This window comes from Flavobacterium sp. (assembly GCF_035760125.1).
Lineage (GTDB): Bacteria > Bacteroidota > Bacteroidia > Flavobacteriales > Flavobacteriaceae > Flavobacterium.
Genome location: NZ_DASTTN010000028.1, coordinates 26,152 through 52,652, shown reverse-complemented (window position 1 = coordinate 52,652; position 26,501 = coordinate 26,152). Strand labels below are relative to the sequence as shown.

The following is a 26,501-nucleotide window of genomic DNA, read 5'->3' as shown; positions in this document are numbered from 1 at the left end:
TTTTATTAGATTTAAATCTTAAAGTTTAAAGACAGATAAGCTATAAACTTCGCTATTTGACAATTATTTTTTTTTACAAATGTACTACATCGATTTCGACTCCTATGTACACGAGCGCTTTTTTTAATACTTTGAATCCCATTTTCTCAATAGCCATTTGATAATTTTCCAATTGATACTTATATTTTGGATTAGGAAGACCTGTTTTATAGTCCAATAAAAAAACTTCTTTTGCCTTATTTATTACTATTCGGTCTGGTTTGACTGTACCACCCTCTTTTTGGATAATCGTTTTTTCGTTCAAAACTTCATTCCCTTCCGCAAAATGTTCCACTAAATCTTGATGATTCACTATTTCAATAATAGCATTATAGACTATATCCTTTTGAAGTATTGTAATCAATCCATTTTCAATCGCTTTATTAATTGCCAATTCCAGATCTTTTTTTGTTGCAATAAATGAAAGTATTTCGTGTATCACATTACCAAACTCAATAGCTTCCAATTGATGCGTTCCCCACATCAATGCTTCCCTTTGGGCAATTTTTATATTTTTAGGATTCAACACTTCCGAAACTACAGGTATATTTTTGGAAGTATCAATATGTTTTTCTTTTTCAGATAACTTAGCCGAATTACCAAATTCATATTCTAATTGATTTTCATTGTAAAGCCCTTGTTTGATTAAATATTTCATAAAAAATGAAGCCATATTACTTGGATATTCCCCATCTTTCCTTGGTTTTATATTTTGAGAAATAACATATAATTGCTCTTCGGCTCTAGTTAAAGCGACGTACAATACATTAATGTTATCCAACAATTCTTCCTGCTTTTTCAGGTTATAAACAGTAGAAGCTTCTTCTCCAAATTCTTCAATCGCGCTACTATTATCCACAAGTACTTTTGGCATATCAAAATCTTGTTCTTCCGAGTTAAGCCATAATTTATCTTTCGGTTTTCTATTATAATCTTCTTCAGCAAAAGGCATTATTACAAGCGGAAATTCCAATCCTTTTGATTTATGAATGGTCATAATCCGAACCGCATTTGTTCCTTCTGGAGAAGGAATACTAAATTTCTCTGAGTTTTTATCCCAATAATTGAGAAAATCTGAAATTCCAGCCTGATTACGAACATCCCGTTCGAGAACAATGTCAAGAAAATATTGGACATAAGCCCCTCCCGTCCCTGAAGTGGGAACTTGAGCAACTTGTTCTTTTTCATTTGAAAGGAATTTTGAAACAATAATTTCAACCGCTTCGTACAATGATTTTTTTCTAATATCTTGAAATGAGAGTTCTATATTACAGTTTTCAAGCCATTTCTCGAAAGCTACTTCCTCTTTCAATTCCATTCCTTTGGCTATAAAATCATGAACAGGTAAATCTGCTTGTTTGTTTTGTGCCAAATATTGCAAAAAGTTGGCCTTTGATTCCAAATCCGAACTATTCTTCAAATATTTTAAAATGTAAATAATCAATCGAACTTCGGTAGCGTTTTGAATCATCAATGTTTCAGAGGACAAAAGTGGAATACTTTGTTCTGTTAAATAATTGGCGACAGCAATTCCCTGACTTCTTTTTCGAGTCAGAATCACAATGTCTTTATATTCAAAGCCTTCTTTTACAACTTTTTGAATAGTATTTAATGTCGCCAAAACGTACAAATCCGTTTTATCCAATACATCTTCATCCTCTTCTGAAGATTCAATTTCTGGTAGAAAAGAAATATTTACATAACCACCTACCTTATTATTTATCTTTTGACGACTGTGGTTTTCGTATAAATCTTTATAATCAGCATTACTAAATTCATTGGACAATAATTGAAAAAAGCCATTATTGAATTCGATTACTTGAGAATAACTTCTGTAATTTTTATCTAAATGTTCTAATTTTTTCTCAGGATTACTGAACGGATTTTGATCTTTGCTCAACTCAATAAACTGCTCGGCTTTACCACCACGCCAACGATAAATAGATTGTTTTGGATCACCAACGATCATTAAAGTCCCCTTTTGTCCAGAATCATCTTGACCCGAAAGCGCATTATCAATAAGTGGAATCAGGTTTTGCCATTGCATCTCGGAAGTATCCTGAAATTCATCAATAAAAAAGTGACGGTAACGTTCTCCCAATCGTTCATATATAAAAGGTGCAGGCTGATTTTGGATTTCGCGGTGAATAATCGCATTGAACTCAGAAATCGAAAGTACATTTTGCTCGTTCTGAATTTTTGCCAATTCATTACTAACAGTATTTAATAATGATAAAGGTGTGATATTCTTCAAGAAGGCTTTATAGAAATTTCTCTTTTCGAAGTTTTTGTAAATTTCTGAAAGACTTTTCAATAAATCAGGGATAATGTTCTCGATTAGCGCTCGGTCTTTTGCCGTTTTATTAATGGCAATATCTTCGGACTCATGAAACATCTTGTTTTTAGAATTGAATTTTCCATCTGCTATACTTTGAAGATGATTAGGAAAAGTTCCTCTGGAAAATGATTTTAAATCAATTGCATTTTTATCAATTAGCAATAACAATTCACTTGCAAGGTTTGCATTTTCTTTTTCTAAATCTTTACAAACTTGAACTAATTTTTCTTTTACAGCAATAAAATCACTGATCGATTTGTCGTGAAAATGAGTAATTTCATTTCGGTTATTTTCATTCAGCACTAATTTGCCCGTTTCCAAAATTTCTCGCGAAATATCCCAAGATTTATCATCATCGGTTTTTTCCATCGTGAAATCGATGAGTAATTTAGTCAAGGTTTCATCTTCACCTGCTTGTGCAATAATCGCGTCAACCGCTTCGATTAGTAGATTTTCGGTATCTAGAGTCACCTCGAAAGTCATAGGCAATCCTAAATCATGAGCAAAAGCACGAATTACTTTGTGGGTGAATTTATCTATAGTGGATATATCAAAAGCAGCATAATTATGAATAATGTGCTTGATGATTTGTTGTGATTTGGTTTTAATTTGAATTATTGAAAGTCCTGTATCTATGGATAAGTCCTGCATTAAATCCGAAGCTTTTGCATTAGGTTCGTCTTTGGCAAATTCAGACAAACTGCCTACGATTCGGCTTTTCATTTCGTGCACCGCTTTGTTGGTAAACGTTATGGCAAGAATATTTCGGTAAGCATCATTTTTGTTTGCGGTAAGAATGATCTTGAGGTATTCTTTTACAAGAGCGTATGTTTTTCCGGAACCTGCAGAGGCGTCGTATATGGCGAAAGAAGGTCTTTCCATTTGAATTTTAGATTAACGATTTTAGACTTCTGATTTACACTTAAGATTATTGAAATCGTAAATGCCCTAGCCCCGATAACAGTGAAAATCCTTTTCTTTTTTTCTTTAAAAAAGAAAAGATTGCAACGAATAGCGGGAAATAGCTCCTAAAAAATCACATTATCATTTTATTTGATGAAATTATAACGAAATAGAATTTTCAATTCCAAAGTTAAATGTTTAATTTTGAATAAAATATTTATAAATCATTAAACAACTATATTATGGCTTTTGAATTACCACAATTACCTTATGCGTATGACGCATTAGAACCTCATATTGATGCTCGTACAATGGAAATTCACCATTCAAAGCACCACAATGCTTATACAACAAATTTGAATGCAGCTATTGCTGGAACTGATTTGGAAGGAAAAACAATTGAGAATATCTTAATTAACCTAGATAAAACTAATGCTGCAGTTCGCAATAATGGTGGTGGATTTTACAATCACAACTTGTTTTGGACTGTTATGTCTCCAAACGGTGGTGGATTGCCAACAGGTGAATTGTTAGCTGCTATCGAAAGTTCTTTTGGGACTTTTGAAGAATTTAAAGCAAAATTTGCTAAAGCAGGAGCTACACAATTTGGTTCTGGATGGGCTTGGTTATGTGTGCAAAAAGGTGGTAAACTTGACGTTTGCGGAACTCCAAATCAAGATAATCCATTGATGCCAGAAGTAGGTTGCGGTGGAACTCCAATTTTAGGAATGGATGTTTGGGAACATGCTTATTACTTACATTATCAAAACAGAAGACCAGATTATATCGAAGCTTTCTTCAATGTGATTAACTGGACAGAAGTATCTAGACGTTTTGCTTTAGAGAAATAAGAAGAAAGATAATAAATCCATACATGATAGACGAATAGACTGAAAAGTTTGTTCGTCTATTTTTTTGATCTATATTTTTTTTCTATTCTCTCAATTCTATTATGTTTTTGGGACTTTATTCCAATAAAAAAGGTGAAATGTTACTTTCACCCTTTTTGCCCCAAATCTACCATAAACTTAACCTACTAAAAATTATGGTAGTCAAATATACATTGAAATAAACTGTTTTAATATTATTTTCGTTGAATACCCTAAATACTCGTTTAATTGTTAATTTACTAATTATCAGTAAATTAAATTTTATTTTTTTAAAATAAAAAAGGTGAAATGTTACTTTCACCCTTTTTGCCCCAAATCTACCATAAACTTAACCTACTAAAATTATGGTAATCAAATGTACGTCGATAATCACTTTATTGAAAATATTTTCGATGAATGTCGCAAATATACGACTATCAACTAATTTACTGATTTTCAGAATATTTGACTTGTTATTTTACTCTTAATTTATTATTAAAAAAGTAAAACTTGATTTTATTCCAATAAAAAAGGCGAAATGTTACTTTCGCCCTTTTTGCCCCAAATCTACCATAAACTTAACCTACTAAAAATTATGGTAGTCAAATATACTTTGAGATTTGTTCTTTTTAAAATAAATTCGATAAATATCCAAAATACTCGATTATTAGCTAATTTATTGATTCACAAAATATTTAATAACTTTCAAACAAACTATTTCGCTGTCAAACTTATATTATAGAACCTAAAACTTGACTTTATTCCAATAAAAAAGGTGAAATGTTACTTTCACCCTTTTTGCCCCAAATCTACCATAAACTTAACCTACTAAAATTATGGTAGGCGAATATACTTTGAGATTTACAACTTTGAAAATAAAGTCGATAAAACACACACAAACCCGTTTAACGGTAAAGTGAATTAATATGCCCTTGCATCTTTTCCTTCATAAAAATTCATGAAAGCCCTGTTAACCACACGATTACCTCCTGGAGTAGGATAATCACCGGTAAAATACCAATCTCCTAAATTTTTTGGACAAGCAACATGTAAATCTTCAACTGTTTGAAAGATAATTTTTACTTCTGCCTTAATTTCAGGTGAACTTAGCATTTCGGCTATTTTATCTGAAATCTCTTGAGGTGCAAACGGCTCGTATATAGCGGTTACATAATTCACAACGTCATTATCGTGGTAGTCTTCCTGAGCTTTACACTTAGCATAAACTTCATCAACGATATGGTATAAGTTTCTTTCTTTTAGCAACTCTAATGCTGCTCTAAAGGCAACAAGCCCTTCCAGTTTTGCCATATCAATTCCATAGCAATCCGGAAATCTTATTTGTGGTGCTGAGGAAACAATTACAATTCTTTTTGGATTTAAACGATCCATCATTTTGATAATACTCATTTTAAGAGTTGTCCCCCTTACAATACTATCATCAATTATTACAAGATTATCTGTTGGTTTAATTACTCCATAAGTCACATCATAAACGTGAGCCACCAAATCATCTCTACTACTGTCTTCGGTAATAAAGGTTCTAAGTTTAGCGTCTTTTATGGCTACTTTTTCGGTTCTGATTTTTACAGAAAGTAATTTTTCTAAAGAATCAACTGTTAATGTGTCTTTGTTCTCAAGAATAAAATTTTTCTTTCTTTGATTCAAAAAATCTTGAGCCGCTTCCACCAACCCGTAGAAAGAAGTTTCAGCTGTATTTGGAATATAAGAGAAAACCGTATTGTCAGTATCACTATCGATAGATTCTAATACTGCCGGCAAAATAAACTTTCCTAAATTCTTTCTTTCCTGATAGATTTCGGCATCACTTCCTCTTGAGAAATAGATACGTTCAAATGAACACGCTTTTTTAACGGTTGGTTCCAAAATCTGATTCATAGAAACTTTTCCGCTTTTCTTGATAATTAAAGCGTTTCCTGGTTCGATTTCCTGAACGCTTTCAAAAGGTACATTAAATACAGTCTGAATAACTGGACGTTCAGAAGCAACAACGACTACTTCGTCATCCTGATAGAAATAAGCTGGGCGAATTCCTGCTGGATCTCTGAAAACAAATGCATCTCCATGACCTAATAATCCAGCCATTGCATAACCTCCATCTAAATTTTTTGCTGATCTTGCTAATATTTTTGCAATATCTAAACGATCTGCAATAACTGGTGAAGCTTCTCTTTTAGAATAACCCTCAGCTTTACAATCTTGGTATAATTGCATCACTTCTTTATCTAAAAAATGACCAATTTTTTCCATTACAGTAACTGTATCGGCCATTTCTTTTGGGTGTTGACCCAATTCAACTAGATTCTCAAAAAGTTCTTTAACATTCGTCATGTTAAAATTCCCTGCCAAAATCAAGTTTCTGTGCATCCAATTGCTTTGACGCAAAAATGGGTGAACACTTTCGATACTGTTTTTACCAAAAGTTCCATAACGTACGTGTCCTAAAAACAATTCTCCTATATAAGGAATGTTAGCTTTTAATTCTGACATATCATCCGCGTATTCTGGATGGGCTGTCATTTCTTCGTTTATTCTATCATTTATTTGTTTAAAAACATCTTGAATCGGCTGTGCATGATTGGAACGCACGCGACTGATGTATCTCTCTCCAGGCTCTACATCCATTTTAATACTTGCAAAACCAGCACCGTCTTGACCTCGATTGTGCTGCTTCTCCATCATCAAATACATTTTTTGGATACCATAGAAAGCAGTTCCGTACTTTTCTTTATAGAATTCAAGGGGTTTTAAAAGTCTAACTAAAGCTATTCCACATTCGTGTTTTAAAGCGTCGCTCATTGTTTTATTGTTTGTAGTTATTGGTATTTAATGATGTCTCAATTATTATCATTCTAATCAAATACGATGCAAATTCGTACTCTTTCTTATAAATATTGACTGTACTAATTAAAAAAAGCCTCATATAGAGGCTTAAGAACTTTATAATTCTATTTCAAACTGGGTCAGAGACTTGAACTGTTTCAATCTTGACACCACTTCTTCTTTATCTAAATCAACCATTCGTTCCGTTCCAAATTTCTCTACACTGAAAGAAGCTAAATTGGAACCATGAATTATTGCATTTTTCATATTATCAAAAGAAACATTTTCGCTCTGTGTAATAAATCCTGAAAAACCACCTGCAAAAGTATCTCCTGCACCAGTTGGGTCAAAAACCTCTTCTAATGGTAGTGCCGGAGCAAAGAAAATTTCTTCACCATGAAACAATAAAGCTCCATGTTCTCCTTTTTTGATTACCACATATTTTGGTCCCATTTCGTGAATTTTTGCGGCTGCCTTTACCAAAGAATATTCTCCTGAAAGTTGACGGGCTTCTTCATCATTTATTGTAATGACATCTACTCTTTTGATGATTGCCAATAATTCTGGTAAAGCACAATCCATCCAAAAGTTCATGGTATCCAGAACCACTAATTTTGGTTTTGTTTCCATTTGGTCCAAAACACTGCTTTGTACTAATGGATGCAAGTTACCCAACATCACAATTTCGGCTTTTTTATAGTCTTGAGGAACTTTTGGTTGAAAATCGGCCAAAACATTAAGTTCTGTAACCAAAGTATCCCTTGAATTTAAATCGTTGTGGTACAATCCGCTCCAGAAAAAGGTTTTACCTCCTTTAACAACTTCGATACCTGAAATATCAATATTTCTATCTGTCAACAAATCTAAATATTCTTGCGGAAAATCGTCGCCAACTACAGAGACTATAGCTGATTTTACATTGAAAAAAGAAGCTGATAGCCCTATATACGTTGCTGCTCCTCCTAAAATTTTATCTGTCTTTCCAAAAGGAGTTTCAATTGCGTCGAAAGCTACTGTTCCAACAATCAATAATTTATTCATTAGGTGTGTTTCGAATTAGGGTGCAAAGATAGTCCATAAGTTGCAATATTGCAAAGGGTCAGACTATCAAAGTTTTCATAAAAATTTACCTTCTTCTTTTTCATAAAAAGCATCAATAGATAGTTGCTTTTGCATGGAAGCCATAACTGCTAATTCGTCGCATCTTTCGTTTTGGGGATGATTATTATGACCTTTAATCCATTTGAAGTCTACTTTGTGTTTTCTGTAGATCACTAAAAAGCGTTTCCATAAGTCGGGGTTTTTTTTTCCTGCAAAGCCTTTCTTCTCCCAGCCAAAAACCCAATTTTTTTGCACAGCATCTACGACATATTTTGAATCCGAGATAACCAAAACAACTGTATTCTCTTTTTTTAATTTTTCTAAACCCACAATAACACCTAGCAATTCCATTCGGTTATTGGTTGTATATCGAAAACCCTCGTAAAATTCTTTTTTATAGGGTTTGCCAACCCATTCCATAACGACTCCATAGCCACCATTTCCTGGATTGCCTTTGGCAGCGCCATCCGTATATATATGTACGTCGTATTCCAAAGTATGAAATTAGAGGTTAGAAGTTAAAAGCTTTTCAATAATCTCTGGAAAATATTTTTGTTCCAATGTATGGATTTTGACAGCTACCGATTCTGGGGTATCGACTTCTGAAAGAGCAACACTTTCTTGAAATATAATATTACCTTCATCATAGTTTTCATTTACATAATGAATGGTGATCCCTGTTTCTTTTTCATTATTTTCGATTACAGCTTTATGAATATGCATACCATACATCCCCTTTCCACCAAATTTTGGTAATAGTGCCGGATGTATATTTATTATGCGATTTGGATAGGCTTCAATCAAATTTTCTGGAAATTTTAATAAAAAGCCAGCCAAGACTATCAAATCAGGTTGAAAATCATTAACTTTTTGTAGTGTTTTTCCTAAATTTAATTCTTCTTTTGAAAAAATAACGGTTGGAACAGCTAATTTTTTTGCTTTATCAAGAACAGTTGCATTTGAATTATTTGAAAAAACCGCCACTACAGTTCCAGTAGATCTATTGCCAAAATATTTTATAATATTTTCAGCGTTAGTCCCCGATCCAGAAGCAAATATCAGTATTCTTTTCATAATTCATTTTTTAAAATTTATGCAAAAAAAGGAATAAAAAACGAAAATAAATAGATTTAAGAAATCTTTGTTGAAATAAATTTTATAAATTAGTACACACATTTATTCACTAAATAGTTGTTTTAAAATAAAGTTGTTTTATTTTTGCCAACAAATTAAATTCTAAAATTAAAAGATTATGTCAGACATTGCATCAAGAGTAAAAGCGATTATCGTAGACAAATTAGGTGTTGACGAAAACGAAGTTGTAACAGAAGCAAGCTTCACTAATGATTTGGGAGCTGACTCATTAGACACTGTTGAGCTTATTATGGAATTCGAAAAAGAATTTGATATCCAAATTCCAGACGATCAAGCAGAAAACATCGCTACTGTAGGTCAAGCTATCTCTTACATCGAGGAAGCTAAAAAATAATAATGACACACCCGATTTCTAAAGTTTTAAAAATTTAAGAATCGGGTGTTATTATTTGATTAAATTAATTTTTCGATTGAACTTCAATCAAATTATATTTGCATTATAATACCCATGTCTCTTTTAGTTACTTCTTATAGTATAGAAAGCATGGGCTTTATTTGTTAAAAGATAACAAAAATAAAAACGTTATGGTTTTAAGAAGAGTTGTTGTAACAGGCCTTGGTGCTCTTACTCCCATTGGTAACAATATTGAGGAATTTTGGAATGGTCTAATCAATGGTGTTAGCGGAGCAGCTCCAATAACCTATTTCGATGCTTCAAAGTTTAGAACACAGTTTGCCTGTGAAGTAAAGAACTTCAATGTTGAAGACTTTATAGACAGAAAAGAGGCAAGAAAAATGGACCGTTACGCGCAATACGCGATGGTTGCATCAGAAGAAGCTGTAAAAGATGCCGGTTTCGATTTTGACAAAATAAATAAAGACAGAGTAGGTGTTATTTGGGGTTCAGGAATTGGAGGATTAGAAACTTTTCAAATAGAGGTTCTTAATTTTGCCGCCGGAGATGGTACTCCAAAGTTTAATCCTTTCTTCATACCAAAGATGATTGCAGATATTGCAGGTGGTCTAATTTCAATGAAATATGGACTTAGAGGCCCAAATTTTACAACGGTTTCAGCTTGTGCATCATCAACAAACGCAATCATTGACGCTTTCAATTACATTAGACTAGGTCATGCAGATGCAATAGTAACCGGTGGTTCAGAAGCAGCTGTAACAATTGCTGGAATGGGAGGTTTTAATGCTATGCATGCCTTATCAACCAGAAATGACGATCCAAAAACAGCTTCTAGACCGATGGACAAAGACAGAGATGGATTTGTGTTAGGTGAAGGTGCCGGAGCATTAATTCTAGAAGAATACGAACACGCTGTTGCACGTGGAGCAAAAATTTACTGTGAAATTGGCGGAGGCGGAATGTCTGCAGATGCTTATCACATAACTGCACCACATCCTGAAGGATTAGGGGCTAAAAATGTAATGTTAAACTGCTTGAGAGATGCTGGTTTAGAACCAACTGATGTAGACGGTGTAAATATGCATGGAACTTCAACTCCTCTTGGTGATATTGGAGAATCTAAAGCAATTCTACACGTTTTTGGCGAGCACGCTTACACAATGAATTTGAATTCAACAAAATCAATGACTGGTCACTTACTTGGTGCTACTGGAGCTATTGAAGCTATATCTTGTATTCTTTCATTAAAACATGGCATTGTTCCTCCAACAATCAATCATTTTACGGATGATGAAAATATTGACCCAAAATTAAACTTTACTTTTAACGTTGCTCAAAAAAGAGAAATGAACGTTGTTATGAGTAATACATTTGGTTTTGGCGGCCACAATGCTTGCGTTTTGGTAAAAAAATTAGATTACAAAGCATAAATGCGTATACTTAAAAAAATATTCTCAAAATCCCGTTCTCTAGAAGACGGGATTTTTTTTGATGCTATTCAACCTATACTGGGCTTCGACCCTGTAACCTTAGAATGTTACAAAAAAGCATTTACACATCGCTCATCCAATCGTATCGACTTAAAAGGAAACCCAATCAATTACGAAAGACTTGAATTTTTAGGAGATGCAATGCTAAGTTCCGTAATTGCTGCTTATTTATTTAAAGAAGCTCCACTTGGAGACGAAGGTTATTTAACAAAAATGCGCTCTAAAATAGTTAGCAGAGAACATTTAAATGAATTAGGCAAAGATTTAAATTTAATCCAATTTGTAGAAAGCAAAGTACCTGTTCATCATTTTGGAGAAAACATACATGGTAATATATTCGAATCTTTGATTGGAGCCATCTACTTAGACAAAGGTTATGAATATTGCGAAAAATTCATTCAAAAGAGAGTAATCATTCCTTATGTTGACATTGCGCGACTAGAAGGAAAAGTAATCAGCTACAAAAGCCTTGTTATCGAATGGTGTCAAAAAGAGAAAAAACAATTTCACTATGACATCTTTGAAGACAATGCTATTGATGGCCAACGTTTATTTGGTGTAAAACTTAGTATTGATGACAAAGTAATTGCAAAAGCCAGAGCTACTTCTAAAAAGAAAGCAGAAGAAAAAGCATCTCAACGCGCTTACTTTGCATTTCAAGAGAAAATTGACAGAAAATAACTATTCTACTATCAATACTACATCGTTTTCGTTAATAAAATATCAAAATCATAGCCACCAAGCAACCTTTTGCTACAATAGAAATACTATATTTACATCTTATTTTTTAATGAAATGGCAATTCATAAACTGGATTTTGGCGAATTTGACGAAATAGATTATAGTCTTATTGCTATTCATACTTCATTAGAAGATTACCGATTGGCTTATTTTATCAATCAAAAACTTCATGTTAATCTGAATAAATCTATAAAAGAAATTCAAATTACAGTTAAGGAAGGAGAAGCTCATTTTTCTAGATTTCATTATTATGAAAAGAAAAAAGAGATTTCTTGGGATTTGATACAGAATAAAAACGAAGTCATTCAACAACAAAAAGAAGAAAATCAGAGTTTATTTTCGAATGTAAATTTAGAAGTTGCCACAAAAGTGTATATGCTTCCTGAATTTAAAAAAGTAGATTACTTTTTAAAAATAGAAAATAGCGATGAGAATTTGAATCTTTTAAAAATACAGAATGAATTGAATACAATAGACAATATAGCAACGATATATATTGTTGACACAAATAAAATAAAATCTAAAAACAATTTAATTTTTTAATACAAATGCATACTAACAAAAAGACCAAAATTGTAGCCACACTTGGGCCTGCATGTAGCACACGAGAAATCATAAAAGACATGATTGAAGCAGGTGTAAATGTATTTAGAGTAAATTTTTCCCATGCTGATTACGAAGACGTAAAAAATAAGATAAGCATTATTCGCGGTATAAACGAAGAATTTGGATATACTACCGGGATTCTAGGAGATTTACAAGGGCCTAAACTACGTGTTGGAGTAATGGAAGACGGAGTTGTTGTAAATGACGGTGATTTAATCACTTTTACAACTGCAGAAGATATAATTGGTACTTCAAAGAAAGTATTCATGAAATACCAAAACTTCCCTAATGACGTAAATCCTGGAGAAAGAATATTACTTGACGATGGAAAATTAATTTTTGAAATCGTTGAAACCGATAAAAAAACAGAAGTTGTAGCGCGTGTTATTCAAGGTGGTGAATTGAAATCAAAGAAAGGGGTAAATTTACCAAATACAAAAATTTCATTACCTGCAATGACCGAGAAAGACGTTGCAGATGCTATTTTTGCAATTGAGCAAAAACTAGACTGGATTGCTCTTTCATTTGTAAAAACACCAAGAGATTTACAAGATTTACAAGAGTTGATTGCAAAACATTCCGAACATAAAATTCCAATTATAGCCAAAATCGAAATGCCAGAAGCATTAGAAAACATGGATAGAATTGTTGCTTATTGTGATGCTTTAATGGTAGCCAGAGGAGATTTAGGAGTTGAACTTCCTGCTCATGAAGTGCCATTAGTACAAAAAGAATTAATTCGCAGAGCTAAAACAGCTAGAATTCCAGTTATTGTTGCGACTCAAATGATGGAAACGATGATTACCAGTTTGACTCCAACTCGTGCTGAAGTAAATGACGTTGCGAACTCTGTGATGGATGGTGCAGATGCAGTAATGCTTTCTGGAGAAACTGCTACTGGAAATTATCCCGTACAAGTGATTCAAAAAATGACTCAAATCATTGAAGCTGTTGAAGATTCTCCACTTATCCAAGTTCCTCAAAACTCTCCACAAGTAAGAACAAACCGTTTTATCACTAAAACAATTTGTCAACATGCAGCTATTATGGCCAATGCTATCAAAGCAAAAGCAATTTGTACTTTAACTAATAGTGGTTATACTGCATTCCAAATTTCAGCATGGAGACCTTCTGCTCACGTTTTGGTTTTTACTTCTAATAAAAGAATTTTAACTCAACTTAATTTATTATGGGGAGTAAAATCATTTTATTACGAAAAATCAGTTAGTACTGATGATACTGTTACAGATGTGAATAACATCGTGAAAGAAAAAGGATATGTGAAAAAAGGTGATTTCTTAATTAACTTAGCTGCTATGCCTATTTCGGAAAAGGGAATGGTAAACACCTTAAGAGTTTCTGAAATAGAATAACTTTTAGTGTATCAAAATATAAAACCGTCTTGTATCCTTAAAGATTCAAGACGGTTTTTTATTTAAATTTTTAATTATTTTTACAGGAAACAAATCCAACCTTAATGAATCGCTTTTCACTGTTTCTTATTATTTCACTTCTATCATTTCCTTTATTTGCTCAAAATAATTCAAATAATCTATTGCTTGAAATAGACAAAACTATTGAAAACAATTCCTATTATACACAAAAGAAAGAACACGGAATTGCCCAACTTAAAGCGCAATTAAAACACAACATTGATCCTGAGCAAAAATATAAGATTACGCAAAAACTGTATAATGATTACCAATCGTATCAATCCGATTCGGCTTTGGTTTATGCCCGAAAGAATTTCCAAATAGCGGAAAATCTGAATAATCCTGAAAGATTAAATCAGGCAAAATTTAATCTCGTTTCCATTATGGGAACATTAGGCATGTACAAAGAAGGAATCGATGTACTGAATGCCATTACTATTACATCTACCCTCAACTTAAAAGGTTCTTTTTATGGTGTTAGTAGAGTAATTTATGGTCAAATGGCCGACAATGCTTCTTCTCAACAAGAAAAAGAAAAATATCTTTTGCTTTCAAAAAAATACCGAGATTCCTGTGTGAATTTTTACCCCCACAATTCCAATCCATTTATTATTGCAAAAGCCGATTGGTATTTAGATAATAAAAAACCCGAAGAAACTCTTGACTTATTACTTCCTTTCTTTCCAAAAATTCAACAAAATGATCCTAATCGGGCTATAATATCTTATATCCTTTCACAAGCCTACAAACAGAAAAAAGATAGAAATCAGGAAAAAAAATGGCTAAGTATTTCGGCTTTATCCGATTTACAGTTAGCCAAAAAAGAATATATTTCGCTTCGATCATTGGCCTTTCTACTTTATGAAGATGGTGATATTGATAGAGCTTACACTTATATAAAACGTTCTCTAGACGATGCTGTTGTGTGTAATGCCCGCTTACGGACTTATGAAATATCAAAGATGCTTCCCATTATCAGCGAATCATATCAGCAACAAAACGAAACTAACAGATTTCAATTGGTCGCGTTTTTAATTAGTGCCAGTTTTCTAGTGCTCATATTACTTGCCCTTTTGTTTTTACTCATTAGACAAATGAAAAAATTATCTAAAGCAAAGAGCGATTTAAGCTTGGCTAATAATAAACTTTCTGAATTGAATTCTGAATTAAACACTTTCAATGAAAAACTTAATCTGTCCAATAACACTTTGACGGAAGCCAATTTTTTAAAAGAAATATATATTGGTCGCTACATGGACCAATGTTCTGATTATTTAGGAAAACTGGATGAATACCAACGGAAACTAAATGTATTGGCAACTACGGGAAAACTGAATGATTTGGTAAGCGCAGTAAAATCAAAAGAATATATTGAAAATGAGTTAAAGGAATTTTATGCAAATTTTGACAAAACCTTTTTACAACTCTTCCCTAATTTTATTCATGATTTTAATGCTTTATTAATCCCGGCAGATGTCATTCAGCCAAAAGAAGGCGAACAACTCAATACTGAATTAAGGATTTTCGCTCTCATTCGTTTGGGAATAAAAGACAGTGCCAAAATTGCTGTATTCCTCAGATATTCCATTTCCACTATTTACAATTATCGTTCGCAACTCAAAAACAAATCGGCTGGACCTAGAGATGAATTTGAAGAAAAAGTGATACAAATTGGAACTGGAAATAAATAAATTCTTCTTCTGGAATTTGCATAAATTGCATTTACATCTTTATTCAAAATTTATAGTTTTGTTTTCCACCAATTTTCTTAGCTGGCATTAGTTCGCGTGAGGGATTGAAGTGGAGCTCTTTTTTTATCCCATTTTTTTGGGATAAAAAAAAGCGGGAACGGAAAGCCCGACCCGAAGTTTTTACGGAGGGTCACGCCCAAATGAAAATGTAATTATTTATAAAATCAAGCCAAATTTACTTTTGACATAAATTTCTGTTTACTTTACCACCACTTTTTTTTAATTTAAAATATTTACAACTTGTTGATTATAAATATTTTAAATTGTATTTTTGAAATTACAATCTACTTTTTTAAAACAATTGAATTTTTTAAACTGTAAAGCATCTACTTTTACTTTCACGAAAACGATATATCCTTTTTACAATTAATAAATCGATTTCGTCAAAAGTTATTCAAAAAAATCAATCTCTAATTTATATTAAAAAATGAAACATTTACTTTATACAGCTCTGTTCTGTTTGTTGGTTTTGCAATATGCGAATGCCCAACAGTTGAAATCCCCGAATGGAAAATTCATTATGGAATTTACTTTACAAAAAGATGGAACTCCAAGTTATAGTTTAAACTACAAAGACAAAACTGTTATAAAGCCAAGTAAATTAGGTCTTGAACTTAAAAACGATAAAAAATCTTTATTGAATGATTTTACAGTAATTGATGCCAAAACAGCCACTTTTGATGAAACTTGGAAACCGGTTTGGGGAGAAGTGGAAAATATCAGAAATCAATATAATGAATTGGCAGTTACATTAAATCAAAAAGATACTGATAGACAAATCATCATTCGTTTTCGATTGTTTAATGATGGTTTAGGTTTTCGATATGAATTCCCAACCCAAAAAAACTTGGTTTATTTTGTTATAAAAGAAGAGAGAACTCAATTTGCAATGACAGGAGACCATACTGCTTATTGGATTCCTGGAGATTTTGACACTCAAGAATACGATTACACCACTTCGAAATTATCTGAAATAAGAGGCTTAACTGAAAAAGCGAAAACTGAAAATTTATCGCAAACTTCCTTTTCACCAACTGGTGTGCAAACATCTCTTATGTTGAAAACAAATGACGGATTGTACATCAATTTACACGAAGCCGCATTAATCAATTATTCTTGTATGCACTTGAATTTGGATGACAAAAATATGGTATTTGAATCTTGGTTAACTCCAGATGAAAAAGGAGACAAAGGATATATTCAAGCACCTACACATTCTCCTTGGCGAACAATTATCGTAAGTGATGACGCTAGAGAAATACTGGCTTCAAAAATGACTTTAAACTTAAATGACCCTTGCAAAATTGAAGACACCTCTTGGATTAAACCTATAAAATATGTTGGTGTTTGGTGGGAAATGATTTCTGGAAAAAGTTCGTGGTCTTACACAGATGAATTCCCGTCGGTACAACTTGGTGTTACTGATTTTTCTAAAGCAAAACCAAACGGAACACATGGTGCAAATACTGCAAATGTTAAAAAATATATTGATTTTGCTGCCGCTAATGGATTTGGAGCTGTGTTAGTTGAAGGCTGGAATGAAGGTTGGGAAGACTGGTTTGGTCACTACAAAGATTACGTTTTTGACTTTGTAACTCCTTACCCAGACTTTGATGTTAAGGGATTGCACGAATATGCAAAATCCAAAGGTGTAAAAATGATTATGCACCATGAAACATCTGGTTCGGTTCGTAACTATGAGCGTCATATGGATAAAGCTTACCAATTCATGAAAGACAATGGATACGATGCCGTAAAAAGTGGCTATGTAGGTAGTATCATATCAAATGGTGATAATCATTACAATCAATTTATGATAAATCACTATCAATACGCAATAGAAAAAGCCGCTGAATATAAAATTATGGTTAATGCCCATGAAGCGGTTAGACCAACTGGTATTTGCAGAACTTATCCAAACTTAATTGGTAACGAAGCCGCTAGGGGAACAGAATACCAGGCTTTTGGTGGTTCAAAACCTAACCATGTAACATTATTACCTTTTACTCGATTAATCGGTGGACCAATGGATTATACTCCTGGTATTTTTGAAATGGATTTAAGCAAATTTAGTCCCAACAATAAATCACACGTAAACAGCACTATTGCCAATCAATTGGCATTATACGTAACACTTTACAGTCCGTTGCAAATGGCTGCAGATTTTCCAGAACACTACAATAAATTTCTGGATGCATTCCAGTTCATTAAAGATGTAGCGGTAGATTGGAGCGAAAGCAACTATCTGGAAGCAGAACCAGGACAATATATAACCGTAGCTAGAAAAGCAAAAGGAACAAACAACTGGTTTATTGGGAATGTAAATGGATATGAACCTCGTACTTCGAACATAAATTTTGCTTTTCTGGAAAAAGGAAAAAAATACACAGCCACTATTTATGCTGATGGAAAAGACGCTAATTATAAAACAAATCCACAAGCATATATCGTTCGAAAAATACAGGTGACAAATACATCCAAACTTTCTCAATTGAGTGCTGCCGGTGGTGGTTATGCAATAAGTATCGTTGAAAACAAAAAATAATAATTTATTCGAATTCCTGACAGAATAAATAACCATTAAGAAATTAAGGCTCATTAAGAATCAAAAACTTAATGAGCCTTAATTTTTATGCTTTATAACCAAACTCTTTATTTATCGCCGAAAATCTGAACATCGTCGACTTGAAAAGCACCGTCCAAAGCAAGGTTTTTACCCGAGCCAACGTACTTGAAAGCAATGTTTATTTTCCCTGTATAGGTTGACAAATCCACTCCGCCAGAACCCACAAACTGGTACCAAGGTGTAGCTTGTTTAGGCAATACAACTGTGAGCGGAACCCAAGTGGCTTTGGCAATATTCAAGCCATCAAAATCATTAGAGACATATACTTCGAGCGAATTTAAAGGAGAATCCACATCCAAATGATGCTGTGCCGTTCTAAAAGTAAGCATTTCATTGGTATGTAGATCCATATCAATTTTTGGAGAAATCAGCCAGGCTATATTTGATGCTACTTTGGTTCCTGTTGTATTAAACTCCGCATATCCATTTCCTGCGTACATAGTCCCAAGCCAAAACTTTGTTCCTTTTTGCACCATATTTGACCAGCCCGGAAGATTGAGTTTGGTATTGGTTTCGACACTTTGAAAGTTTTCGGAAAAGAATGGAACAGCAGCAGTTCCTGTAAGCGCCACATCTTTTTCAGAACGTGCCAATAATTGATAGTCAGAACCAAACTTGGTCAAAACTCCTCGCACTTTTCCAGTTCCGTCCGGAACAATTTTATCAGCAAAATCGGCAAAACTACTCGTACGAAACAGCACTTGATTCCCTAATTTATCCATCAGACTCCAATTGGTTCCTCCACCAACATCATTGGATTCCTCATAATAATGGCGTCCAATAGCATCTTTTGTAAATTGAACTTCCGACAATTCCACCAGTGTATTGATATTCGAATCTTTTAACAAATCAGCAATAGAAATAGACCTAACCAGAAGCTCCTCACTTACCATTGTGCAGGAAGCATTCAATACATTTTTATAATCGTTTGGAGAAATTCTACCAACACCCCCTTCGTTATACGTATTAACATAGATGCTCCCAATTCGCATCCCGCCGAAGTAAATATCCGTATATTGATTTTTCAATTTGATATAAACTTTATTACCCAGCCTAAAATCAATGTACGTATTTGAAGCATCCACCGGAATACTAAAACCCATCGCCGGAGTTGTCGCTGTCTCCAAAGTTTGAAACGAAATCGTCTTGAAAAAATTCCCTCCCTCATCACTGGAAACCACATACGCTTCAATAATATCATCGTATGTATATTGTGTGACTATTGAACTTGTGCTGGCACGCACTTCTTCAACGGTTCGATTTACTATCAAATCGGGTTGAGTGCAAGTAAATTTTGGCACATCAAATTCTTCTTTTACACAGCTCCCAAAAGTCATTGCAACTGCTAAAAAAATAGTATGTAATTTTAAATTCATTTTTCTTTTGTTTAAAATTTATAAATTGATGTACAGGTTTACAAAATACGTTCTCCCGTAACCATAAAAATATTTGTTGCCAAAATTGGGTGTTCCACTCGAAACATCTTGATTGAGTTGCCTAAAATTTGCATTTCTGGCTTGTTCATATCCTCCAGTTTTATAGCTAAAATCCAGAACATTATTTATAGTTGCAAAAAGCCCAACATTCTTTCCCTTTATTTTCCAGGATTTCCCTCCTGAAATGTTTAGCAAAATAGTAGGATCAAATTCTTCTTGCTTCAATAACTCTCTAGCTCTTTCTTCTGAAGCTTCAGGAAAATTGAAACCGCTTGCAGGATTTTTATAAAATGTAGCCGTTCTAGAGATTGGCGAAATATCTATAAAACTATTAGCCAAATAATTAATATTGGTACCAACCCACCAATATTTGGGGTCTCTATATTCGATCCCTAGAGCAAATGCCTGTTGTGGCATTCCAGCTTGATGGTAATTTTTTAATGATGAAGTTCCAAAATCGAATACTGGATTGGGATTTTCAGTAGTAGCCTGAGCATCATTGGTTATGGTGACATTTGGATTGCTTTCAAAAGTAAACTGACCGTAAGCTGCCGAAAAACTAGTCATTAACGTTGGGCTTAATTGGTATTGAAAGCTGAATTCCGCACCTACATTCTTCTTGTCCAAATGTGTTAAGGTCTGGCTCACAAAAGCATCGGTATTAGCATATCCTGCCCCATCATCAAATATTCCCTCGGCATAAAAGAAAGATGTTTGTGTAACGTTTTTTATTTTGGCATAAAAAAGAGTCAGACGGGTTTGCCATTTTGGGGTCCGATAAAAATAACTCGCATCCAAACTGCTTATGTTTTCATTTTCTAAACCAGCAACAACCGAATTGTTCAAACGGGAATTAGGAAATGTATTCCGAATTGTGGGCGCATTAGAAAGATAAGCTCCATTAAAATTTAACTGCTGTTTCCCCGAAATTTTAAAAAGCATTCCGCCTTTGAAACCAAAGTTCTCAAATTGAACTTTCTCACTTTCTCCAAAAGAATTGGCTGGATAAATCCCATTTTGAAACAAACCTTCTCGTTGATAAGTTGTGCTTATGAAATTTTGAGCCAAATAAAAATCGACTTTGTCGTAAGTAAATTTAAAGTTGGTAAAAAGGTTTAAAGTATTGGCAACATAATTAAAGTTGTATCCATAAGTATCTCCCTCCACAACTTGCCTGTCGGGATGGTTCAAATCTGATTGCGCCTGATTTCCATTATAAAAAACATCAATATCGTCAAAATACAAACCTCCCAATAAGTCTGTCAATTGTTGGTAATTATGGGATTTTAAATGGCTGTAAAAACCTCCAGCAGTCAAGTAAAGATTATCGCTTATTTGTGTATTGAAGTTAGAATTGGCTGTTATCGTTTGGTCGTCCGTTCGGTCTTCATATAAAACATAATTGCTTTTGGCTGGAATATATTCTGTTATTCTCCCGTTGGTGTCCAAAATTGGAGTTTGATTCGCATAATACAACGCATTCCAATCAATTTGATTATTCTCTAAAAACTGTTCTTTGCTTTTCTCGGCATTCTCATAATCGGGAGTAAATTCTCCTGAAAACTCCCCATTATCAGGAGCATACATCGAACTGTAATAGCTCGGCATCTTTCTATAATAAGTTGGATCAGGGCTATTGCTGTTTTGGTAATCAATATTACTGTTTGTGATTTTTCCAAATTGATAGGTCAAACTTGAATTCAGCGTTGAATAATCATCGATAGTACAAAAATGGTTCAGCATCAAGATAGGCTCCTCAATGGTTTTTATTCTGGCGTTTCGCTTTTTGCCATCTTGCCAACCCCAATACGAATTGTAGTTGTAGCTTGTTAATTCAGTAACTTCTGCAGTATTTGGCGAATTTTTGGCTCTGGAATTAGGCGTGTAGAATCCGGAGAAATTCAGTGAATTGCGTTCATTTATTTTCTTTTCTACACTAATAAAACCGGCAATTGCATTATAATTTGTTCCTTCAAAATAGCTCTCCTCAGCCCATCGGGTTCCTGCCGAAACCACAAATGCCCAACCTTTATTATTCATTCCGGAAGCATAAGTTCCCATCATTCGCCAATCATAATTAGTATTGGTCCGCGAAAAAGATAAAATCGTTCCCGGTTTGTAAATCGAAGCTCGGGTATTGATTTCCTGAGTTCCCAAAATGCCCCCAAAAGCATAATCTGAAGGAAAAGAACCCACAGTAAATTCCTGATTCCGAATCACATTATTCAATCCTCCCCAATTCCCCCATTGTGGTCTTCCGTCAAACAGTTTGTTCATTGTAACACCGTTGATCATCGTCGTCGCATATTGGCTGTCCAATCCCCGAATCCTAAACCGGGCCTGTCCCCAATTGAAAGCCGCAGCTTGCTGAAAAGCATCTCTGGAAGATTGCAAAAGTCCCGACGTACTTTCTGAGCCGCTGTTGTCATCACTTAAATCACTTTCGAGTAGCGTGATTATACCCGTTTGTTGCTCCGAAGTTTGATTATCCTCTAATGGAATAGCTCCCAAATCCAACATTTGGTCCTTAGTAACCACAACTGGCAATATCACATCCTTAAATCCTTGGCTGCGCAAAAGCATCAATTGATTTCCGGCTACAACAGCATAAAAACTAAAAACACCATCACTTGAAGTGAGTTGCATCAACTGCGTGTTTGCAATCGTAACCACAACATTTTCTAATGGTTTTTGAGTTTTAGCATCGATTATTTTTCCCTTAATTCCTGTTGGTTTTTGGGCAAATAAAAAAGACATTTTCAATAAAAAAAGCATTCCTAACCAAAATTTACCCATACTTGTTTTGTAAACATTTGGAATACGTTGCATGCAAAACACAACGCATCCAAAAATTAGATTCGTTTAAAAAAAGGATAAAATGTTTTTGGGAAAAATAAGCGATAAAGCCTAAATCAAATGTGGCATCTTAGTTTTCAATCGAATAAACTAATCATTCGATTAAAACATAGGCCGCAAACTTAAGAAAAAAACTATTAATTAATATTTAAATAGTCTCTATTTTCTTAATTATAACAAAATCAAAGAAATAATTTAAAATTATAGATCTAATCAATAGCCTTAATTCGGCTAACCATAAAAGCGATGAAAAAACCGAAAATTCCAATAAAGGCGAATGAGAATCGCAAACTAAAAAGTTCGGCAATGTAGCCTATAACGGGCGGTCCCATCAAAAAACCAAGGAAACTAACACTTGAAACAGTGGTCAAAGCTTCGCCGGTAGGGATTGTTGGGTGTTTACCTGCAATACTATATAAAGTAGGTACAACTGTAGAAACTCCCAAACCAATAACCATAAAAGCAATTGCGGAAGGGATTATATAAGGAAACGCAACCGCTGTGAAGAAACCAGATGAAATCATAATTCCACTAATTTTCATTACTGTTTTTCGTCCAAATCTATTAATCAATTTATCTCCAAAAAAACGACCACTTGCCATCATAATCATAAATGAAGTGTAGCCTAAAATTATTAAAGCTCCTGGTGCTTTGACTATGTCTTTAAAAAAAACACCACTCCAATCAAACATAATTCCTTCACTGGCCATACTACAAAATCCAATAATTCCAAGTGAAACTAAAGTGGCATCTGGTTTACTAAATCCTTTTTTCTTCTCTGTTTTAATGGGTTCTTTGGCCTTAATCAAAAATTTAAAATTTAATGCAATCAACAAAAATGCAATAAAAGCAACGATTAGGAAATGGGTATACGTACTGAGTTGTAATGCCAACATTCCCAATCCTACCAATGCACCTGTAAATCCGGCCAAACTCCACATCCCGTGGAATGAAGACATAATAGTTCTTCTAAAAAGTCCTTCTGTATAAACGCCTTGGGTGTTTACAGAAATATTAGTGAGGTTACCAAAGATTCCGAAAGCATATAATCCAAGAGCCAATTGCCATGCGTTTTGAGCCAGTCCCAAATTTGTTAAACTCACCGCATACATTATAATCGCAAAAGGCAAAATCCGATGGCTCCCATAACGCGTAACCAATTTACCCGAAAAATACATCATCGTTAATTGTCCTACAGGCAAGGCAAAAAGAATACTTCCTAACTGACCATCGCTTAAGTTCAATGCTGATTTTATCGTTGGAATACGACTTGCCCATGTAGCAAAACACAACCCCATAGCAAAATAAAACATTGATACCGCCCATCGAATTCGAACCAAATAAGACGCTTTAGCATCTCGATAGTTTTTCTTGTATTTGCCCTTGGCCTTAAATCGACCTAAAAAGTTTAAATCTATCAAAATAATTGTTTTTTGGGAATCCTTTGTGTCAAAAGTACGAAAAGAAACAATCCAAAGACACAAACCCCTCCTCAACAATAAATTATAACGTTATTGTTAGAAAAAACAGCAAATAATCCCCTCAAAATAAGAAACATTTACTTCGTCAGTTCGCAAAAGCTCGTGTGGAGGTGCCACCATTAGAAAAAGGGACCAACTCAGCATATCGCTTAGTCGGTCCCTTTCCCTAATGCTGTCGGGCTATCCGCGCTACTTCGGTAGCTAGCTCCTATCCCTCACCCAAGCGTAAACCAAGATATTGAGTGTTAAAAACATCATTTTTTACAACATAATAACTTTTCCTAGATTATTACTTTCTAAAGCAGCTTCAATAATTTGCATCACCTGCAATCCTTCTTTAGCCGTAACCGGTTCTTTGGCATCATTAATAATTGATTGATAAACACCTTCAAAAAAATCATAATAATTGCCCTGCAATGTTGGGATTTTCTCTTTAATAATTTTATCATCGATCACTGTATGCAACAATCCTTCATAACCAGGAGCTTCTTTCCCCCAAGTAGTAAGATTTGGTTTCTTTCCTAGTTTCAACTCATCTTCTTGCACATCGCCTCGAGGTTTCAGAAAAGAACCTTTTTTTCCGTGAATAACATAGGCAGGATTGGCTTCCCTAACAAAAAAACCAGCTTTCAAACGCACTCTAAAATTCGAATAATAAAGCAAAATATCAATCCAATCATCTACCAATGAATGTTCACGAGTCACACGAATATCAGCAAAAACACTTTGGGGAAACCCAAATAAAAACAATGCTTGATCAATTAAATGCGGCCCTAAATCCTTTAGAATTCCAGCACCAGAATTGGCAGTTTCTTTATGCCCTTTTGGACTCAACAACGGATTATAACGATCAAAATGAAATTCGGCTTCCACTAATTCTCCCAACACTTTATCGGAAACAACCTTTTGTACTGTTTTAAGGTCGCTGTCCCATCTTCGATTCTGAAAAACCGAAAGCTTCAATCCTTTTTCTTTGGACAAATTCACTAATTCCTGAGCTTCGGCAACAGTAGTGGTAAAAGCCTTTTCTACCACAGCATGCTTTCCTGCAAGCAAAACTTGCTTAGCATATTCAAAATGAGTTCCGACCGGCGTATTTACAATTACCAAATCAATATCATCCTGAAGCAATTCTTCAATAGTTGCATAACTTTTTACATTTGGATAATCCAATTGAATTAATTGCTTGCTTCTTTCCCAAGAACCAACCAATTCAAATCCTTGATGAAAATCCAAAAAAGGAGCGTGGAAAACTTTTCCAGACATTCCATAGGATAATAATGCGGTTTTTATTTTTTGCATGTTTTATTATTTTTTAAATTTAATGCTTACAAGTCTCAAAAAGAGTTTGTAAAAAAGTCATTAAGAAAGAGTCCTATCTCATTTTAGCTCTGTCATATTGCTTTGGCCATTGAACATCAACTCCCAATTCTTGAGCAAAAGTCAAACCTAAATTTGGGTTTCTCAATGACTCTCTGGCAAACAAAACAAGATCGGCTTTACCGCTCGCTACAATAGCTTCGGCCTGTTGTGAACTAGTAATCAAACCAACAGCTCCAGTCAAAATTCCCGTTTCTTTTTTAATTTTTTCAGCAAAATGAACCTGATAATTAGGACCCAAAGGAATTTGCTGATGAGACACCAATCCGCCTGAAGAAACATCAATTAAATCGACTCCTTTCTCTTTTAGAATTTTAGAAAGTTGCACTGATTCTTCAGCATTCCAACCACTGTCAGCCCAATCTGTAGCAGAGATTCTTACCATTAAAGGAAACTCTTTGGACCATTCTGACTGAACCGCTTGTAGCACTTCTAAAAGCAATCGTATACGGTTTTCAAAAGAACCACCATACTCATCCGTTCTGGCATTAGATAAAGGAGACAAAAATTGATGCAATAAATAACCGTGTGCTGCATGAATTTCAAGTACTTGATATCCTGCTTTCTCAGCTCTTCTAGTTGCCAATTTAAAATCGGCAATTACTTTTTGAATTCCTGCTTTATCTAATGCTGTTGGGGTTTGTTCATTATCATGATAGGCAATTGCACTTGGCGCAACAGTTTCCCACCCGCCTTGATTTTGAGCTAATTTTTTATTGCCATACCAAGGAGACGAAACACTGGCTTTTCGACCTGCATGAGCCAATTGTATTCCCGGAACTGAATCCTGGCTAATGATAAACTTGGTGATAGACTGCAATTTTTTGATGTGATCATCGCTCCAAATACCTAAATCACTAGGAGAAATTCTTCCTTCTGGAGAAACAGCTGTAGCTTCCTGAATAACTAAACCCGAACCACCCGTAGCTCGACTTCCAAGGTGTACCAAATGCCAATCATTGGCAAAACCATCTTCCGCCGAATATTGGCACATGGGTGAAATTGTAATTCTGTTTTTGAGTGTGATGCTTTTTATTTGTAATGGAGAAAATAATTGTGAAGACATAAATACAAGTGTATTAATGTTTTAAGCCAAA

General features: G+C 34.2%; 18 protein-coding genes. 8 read left to right on the top strand and 10 right to left on the bottom strand.

All coding sequences use genetic code 11. The features are described 5' to 3' along the window. Positions 1 to 73 precede the first annotated feature (73 nt). A complete protein-coding gene (locus tag VFS71_RS01475) occupies positions 74 to 3,259 on the bottom strand; it encodes a UvrD-helicase domain-containing protein (protein ID WP_326398915.1) in 3,186 nt (1,061 codons plus the stop codon). Positions 3,260 to 3,522: 263 nt separating this feature from the next. Between VFS71_RS01475 and VFS71_RS01470 the strand changes: the two genes are divergently transcribed. Next, positions 3,523 to 4,131, top strand: a complete 609-nt coding sequence (locus tag VFS71_RS01470; RefSeq protein ID WP_326398913.1) for a superoxide dismutase — start codon at positions 3,523 to 3,525, stop codon at positions 4,129 to 4,131. Positions 4,132 to 5,070: 939 nt separating this feature from the next. On the opposite strand, the gene VFS71_RS01465 is transcribed toward VFS71_RS01470, so the two are convergent. The 4 genes from VFS71_RS01465 to VFS71_RS01450 all read right to left on the bottom strand — a co-directional run bounded on the left by VFS71_RS01465 (position 5,071) and on the right by VFS71_RS01450 (position 9,168). Next, positions 5,071 to 6,969 carry an amidophosphoribosyltransferase gene (locus tag VFS71_RS01465; protein WP_326398912.1) on the bottom strand — a complete coding sequence of 633 codons (1,899 nt, stop codon included), beginning with the start codon at positions 6,967 to 6,969 and terminating at the stop codon, positions 5,071 to 5,073. Between the two features lie 141 nt (positions 6,970 to 7,110). Continuing rightward, positions 7,111 to 8,034 (bottom strand): PfkB family carbohydrate kinase, encoded by a 924-nt coding sequence (locus VFS71_RS01460; RefSeq protein ID WP_326398910.1) that lies wholly within the window; start codon positions 8,032 to 8,034, stop codon positions 7,111 to 7,113. A gap of 75 nt (positions 8,035 to 8,109) precedes the next feature. After that, on the bottom strand, positions 8,110 to 8,589 hold the full coding sequence (gene rnhA, locus VFS71_RS01455; protein WP_326398908.1) for a ribonuclease HI: 480 nt from the start codon (positions 8,587 to 8,589) through the stop codon (positions 8,110 to 8,112). A gap of 9 nt (positions 8,590 to 8,598) precedes the next feature. Next, positions 8,599 to 9,168: a phosphoribosylglycinamide formyltransferase gene (locus VFS71_RS01450; RefSeq protein WP_326398907.1), complete on the bottom strand. Its 570-nt coding sequence runs from the start codon at positions 9,166 to 9,168 to the stop codon at positions 8,599 to 8,601. Between the two features lie 178 nt (positions 9,169 to 9,346). Between VFS71_RS01450 and VFS71_RS01445 the strand changes: the two genes are divergently transcribed. From VFS71_RS01445 to VFS71_RS01415, 7 genes are all read left to right on the top strand, one after another. Then, a complete protein-coding gene (locus VFS71_RS01445) occupies positions 9,347 to 9,583 on the top strand; it encodes an acyl carrier protein (protein WP_007137004.1) in 237 nt (78 codons plus the stop codon). A gap of 191 nt (positions 9,584 to 9,774) precedes the next feature. After that, entirely contained in the window at positions 9,775 to 11,034 is a 1,260-nt protein-coding gene (gene fabF, locus VFS71_RS01440; RefSeq protein WP_326398906.1) for a beta-ketoacyl-ACP synthase II, read from the top strand. Then, on the top strand, positions 11,035 to 11,775 hold the full coding sequence (gene rnc / locus VFS71_RS01435; RefSeq protein ID WP_326398905.1) for a ribonuclease III: 741 nt from the start codon (positions 11,035 to 11,037) through the stop codon (positions 11,773 to 11,775). It begins immediately after the preceding gene. A 114-nt stretch (positions 11,776 to 11,889) separates the two neighbouring features. Then, positions 11,890 to 12,378 (top strand): IPExxxVDY family protein, encoded by a 489-nt coding sequence (locus VFS71_RS01430; RefSeq protein WP_326398904.1) that lies wholly within the window; start codon positions 11,890 to 11,892, stop codon positions 12,376 to 12,378. A 5-nt stretch (positions 12,379 to 12,383) separates the two neighbouring features. After that, a complete protein-coding gene (gene pyk / locus VFS71_RS01425; protein ID WP_326398902.1) occupies positions 12,384 to 13,814 on the top strand; it encodes a pyruvate kinase in 1,431 nt (476 codons plus the stop codon). Between the two features lie 104 nt (positions 13,815 to 13,918). Next, positions 13,919 to 15,565, top strand: a complete 1,647-nt coding sequence (locus tag VFS71_RS01420; RefSeq protein ID WP_326398901.1) for a DUF6377 domain-containing protein — start codon at positions 13,919 to 13,921, stop codon at positions 15,563 to 15,565. A 487-nt stretch (positions 15,566 to 16,052) separates the two neighbouring features. Beyond that, on the top strand, positions 16,053 to 18,170 hold the full coding sequence (locus tag VFS71_RS01415; RefSeq protein ID WP_326398899.1) for a glycoside hydrolase family 97 protein: 2,118 nt from the start codon (positions 16,053 to 16,055) through the stop codon (positions 18,168 to 18,170). 107 nt (positions 18,171 to 18,277) lie between these two features. Here the strand turns inward: VFS71_RS01415 and VFS71_RS01410 are convergent, their stop codons facing one another. The 5 genes from VFS71_RS01410 to VFS71_RS01390 form a co-directional block, all read right to left on the bottom strand. Further along, entirely contained in the window at positions 18,278 to 19,627 is a 1,350-nt protein-coding gene (locus VFS71_RS01410) for a DUF5689 domain-containing protein (protein WP_326398898.1), read from the bottom strand. A gap of 18 nt (positions 19,628 to 19,645) precedes the next feature. Further along, positions 19,646 to 22,483, bottom strand: a complete 2,838-nt coding sequence (locus VFS71_RS01405) for a TonB-dependent receptor (protein WP_326398896.1) — start codon at positions 22,481 to 22,483, stop codon at positions 19,646 to 19,648. Positions 22,484 to 22,752: 269 nt separating this feature from the next. Beyond that, positions 22,753 to 23,964, bottom strand: coding sequence for an MFS transporter (locus tag VFS71_RS01400; RefSeq protein ID WP_326398894.1), 1,212 nt, complete (start codon positions 23,962 to 23,964; stop codon positions 22,753 to 22,755). 321 nt (positions 23,965 to 24,285) lie between these two features. Then, positions 24,286 to 25,326: a Gfo/Idh/MocA family oxidoreductase gene (locus VFS71_RS01395; protein WP_326398892.1), complete on the bottom strand. Its 1,041-nt coding sequence runs from the start codon at positions 25,324 to 25,326 to the stop codon at positions 24,286 to 24,288. 73 nt (positions 25,327 to 25,399) lie between these two features. Continuing rightward, positions 25,400 to 26,470, bottom strand: a complete 1,071-nt coding sequence (locus VFS71_RS01390) for an NADH:flavin oxidoreductase/NADH oxidase (protein WP_326398890.1) — start codon at positions 26,468 to 26,470, stop codon at positions 25,400 to 25,402. Between the last annotated feature and the right edge of the window lie 31 nt (positions 26,471 to 26,501).